Below are 2,733 nucleotides of genomic sequence, written 5' to 3'. Positions count from 1 at the left end.
AAGGGCGATGGTGTCCGCCTATTTTTAAGCGGACGCGATCACCCTTATCGCCAGGATTCTCATGCGCCAACGAAGCTCTTACCCCAAACCCTTCAAGGCCCAGGTCGTGCAGGAATGCCTGCAACCAGGCGCCACGGTGTCCAGCGTCGCCATCAGCCATGGCATCAACGCCAACGTCATCCGCAAGTGGCTGCCGATTTACCGGGACAAACCCGTCGCTCCACTTCCCGCGTTCGTACCGCTGCAACCGATACCTAAAAGGCACGCTGATGAAGCGGTGGTTATCGCACTGCCGCTGGGCGACAAATCCATCACGGTCAAATGGCCCATCTCCGACCCGGACGGCTGCGCACACTTTATCCGGAGCCTATCGCAATGATCCGCATCGACGCCATCTGGCTCGCCACGGAGCCCATGGACATGCGTGCCGGCACCGACACGGCGCTGGCCCGCGTGGTCGCAGTATTCGGTGCGGCGAAGCCGCACTGCGCTTATCTGTTCGCCAATCGCCGTGCCAACCGGATGAAGGTGCTGGTGCATGATGGCGTGGGCATCTGGCTTGCCGCACGGCGGTTGAACCAAGGGAAATTCCATTGGCTTGGCACTCATCGCGGCCTGGAAGTCGAACTCGACGCTGAACAACTTCAAGCGTTGGTGCTCGGTTTGCCATGGCAGCGGGTTGGCGCTAACGGCGCAATCACATTGATTTAGCCTTGTTTTTGCGCTGTGGCAGGTGGATCGCTTTGGTAAAATCCACTGCATGACTTCCTCGCCCAATCTCGACCAGATGACACCTGAACAACTGCGCGCACTCGCTGCGCAGTTGCTGTCGAAGGTCGACACCATGGGCCGAAAGAGCCATCGTGATGAGACGATCATCGAGCAGCTCTCTCACGAAATAGCCATCCTCAAGCGCCATAAGTTTGCCAAGCGCAGCGAGCAAATCAGCCCGGCGCAAGGCAGCTTGCTGGATGACCTGCTCAACACCGACCTTGAGGCCATCGAGGCAGAACTGAATGCGCTTCGTCCTACCCCGACGTCGGACGAAACCCGCCAAAAGCCCAAGCGCGCGCCGCTGCCGCCGCAGTTCCCACGTACCGTCATTCGTCACGAGCCAGAGAACACCCAGTGCGTTTGCGGGTGCCAGCTTCAGCGCATCGGCGAAGACGTCAGCGAGAAGCTGGATTACACACCGGGCGTGTTTACCGTTGAGCAGCATGTACGTGGGAAGTGGGCCTGCCGCCAGTGCGAAACACTGATCCAGGCGCCGGTACCGGCCCAAGTGATCGACAAGGGCATCCCAACTGCCGGGCTGTTGGCCCACGTGATGGTGGCCAAGTTTGCCGACCATCTTCCGCTGTACCGACAGGAAAAGATCTTTGGCCGTGTAGGCCTTGCGATCCCGCGCTCAACACTGGCTCAGTGGGTGGGCCAAACTGGCGTGCAACTCCAGCCGTTGGTGGATGCCCTGCGCGAGGCGGTGCTGGCTCAGCGAGTCGTGCATGCCGATGAAACCCCGGTGCAGATGCTAACGCCTGGCGAGAAGAAAACGCACCGAGCTTATGTCTGGGCTTATTGCACGACGCCGTTCTCGGCACTGAAGGCCGTGGTCTACGACTTCAGCCCCAGCCGTGCTGGGGAACATGCACGTAACTTCCTTGGCACGTGGAACGGCAAGCTGGTCTGCGATGACTTCGCGGGTTACAAGGCCAGCTTTGAACTGGGCATCACCGAAATCGGCTGCATGGCGCACGCTCGCCGTAAGTTCTTCGACCTGCATGTGGCGAACAAGAGCCAACTGGCCGAACAGGCACTGCACTCAATTGGCGGCCTGTACGAGATCGAGCGGCAAGCCAAAGAAATGAGCGATAAAGACCGCAGGCGATTACGTCAGGAAATAGCGGTTCCCATCGCAGGAAAGTTGCATGAGTGGATGCTGGCTCAGCGCGAGCTTGTGCCAGAAGGCTCGGCTACGGCCAAGGCTTTGGACTACAGCTTGAAACGCTGGGTAGCGCTGACGCGCTACTTGGATGATGGTGCTGTGCCCATCGACAATAATCCGGTGGAGAACACGATCAGGCCATGGGCGCTTGGGCGTTCCAATTGGTTGTTCGCTGGGTCTCTTCGTAGCGGTAAACGAGCGGCAGCGATCATGAGTTTGATCCAGTCGGCACGCATGAATGGACATGATCCGTATGCATATCTCAAGGATGTGCTGACGCGGCTGCCGAGGCAGAAGGCCAGTGAGATTGGGCATCTACTGCCGCATCAGTGGATGCCGGGCTGACCTGCGCAAGGTGACTCGGCTGAGCACTTATTCTAATTTTAGGAGAAAACCATCAAGGCTTTATCAATTGTACGGCCCAGTGGCGGCCGAATCGCTTCTGGCGAGAAAACCCTCGAAGTTCGTCGTTGGCATCCAGAATTAGATCCTTCCGAGGATCTCCTGATTGTCGAAAACGGCCGATTTCTCCATACCGATAGGGACGAAGACGATGACGGTATTGCCGTCGCAATTGTGCGCGTGAAAGCCGTGCGCCCCTTCATCCTCGCTGACATGCAAGCAGCTTGTGCAAGCTATTTTGAAGATGGCTGGCTCGCATGGGAGTTGAGTGACGTAAGGCCAGTCACACGCCCTGTGAGCATCCGTGCGGCCCGGGGTATTTACGAGGTAGATTTCAGCTTCTAGACGGACGCTGAACATTGAGCAAGATGTGTTGGGCAGACGCTTAC

The 2,733-nt window shown here is 58.2% G+C and carries 4 protein-coding genes; all 4 read left to right on the top strand.

Features of this window, described 5'->3' with window-relative positions:
- Nucleotides 1-61: 61 nt before the first annotated feature.
- The 4 genes from tnpA to TU75_RS27245 are packed head-to-tail and all read left to right on the top strand — an operon-like array spanning nt 62 to nt 2,689.
- The gene (tnpA, locus tag TU75_RS26075; RefSeq protein ID WP_057452779.1) at nt 62-379 is read left to right on the top strand and encodes an IS66-like element accessory protein TnpA; all 318 of its coding nucleotides are present in this window, start codon (nt 62-64) and stop codon (nt 377-379) included.
- Nucleotides 376-711 carry an IS66 family insertion sequence element accessory protein TnpB gene (tnpB, locus tag TU75_RS28275; RefSeq protein WP_060550544.1) on the top strand — a complete coding sequence of 112 codons (336 nt, stop codon included), beginning with the start codon at nt 376-378 and terminating at the stop codon, nt 709-711. The genes tnpA and tnpB overlap by 4 nt, the downstream gene beginning before the upstream one ends.
- A gap of 49 nt (nt 712-760) precedes the next feature.
- On the top strand, nt 761-2,287 hold the full coding sequence (tnpC, locus tag TU75_RS26065) for an IS66 family transposase (RefSeq protein ID WP_060550543.1): 1,527 nt from the start codon (nt 761-763) through the stop codon (nt 2,285-2,287).
- 51 nt (nt 2,288-2,338) lie between these two features.
- Nucleotides 2,339-2,689, top strand: coding sequence for an ASCH domain-containing protein (locus TU75_RS27245; protein ID WP_082630590.1), 351 nt, complete (start codon nt 2,339-2,341; stop codon nt 2,687-2,689).
- Nucleotides 2,690-2,733: the final 44 nt, after the last annotated feature.

Source organism: Pseudomonas poae (assembly GCF_001439785.1).
Lineage (GTDB): Bacteria > Pseudomonadota > Gammaproteobacteria > Pseudomonadales > Pseudomonadaceae > Aquipseudomonas > Aquipseudomonas poae.
Note: the sequence above shows the minus strand (reverse complement) of the source record. Positions and strands in the feature narration are given on the sequence as shown.

Coding starts and splice junctions, on each gene's coding strand:
- tnpA (WP_057452779.1), top strand. CDS start 62: ATGCGCCAACGAAGCTCTTACCCCAAACCCTTCAAGGCCCAGGTCGTG.
- tnpB (WP_060550544.1), top strand. CDS start 376: ATGATCCGCATCGACGCCATCTGGCTCGCCACGGAGCCCATGGACATG.
- tnpC (WP_060550543.1), top strand. CDS start 761: ATGACTTCCTCGCCCAATCTCGACCAGATGACACCTGAACAACTGCGC.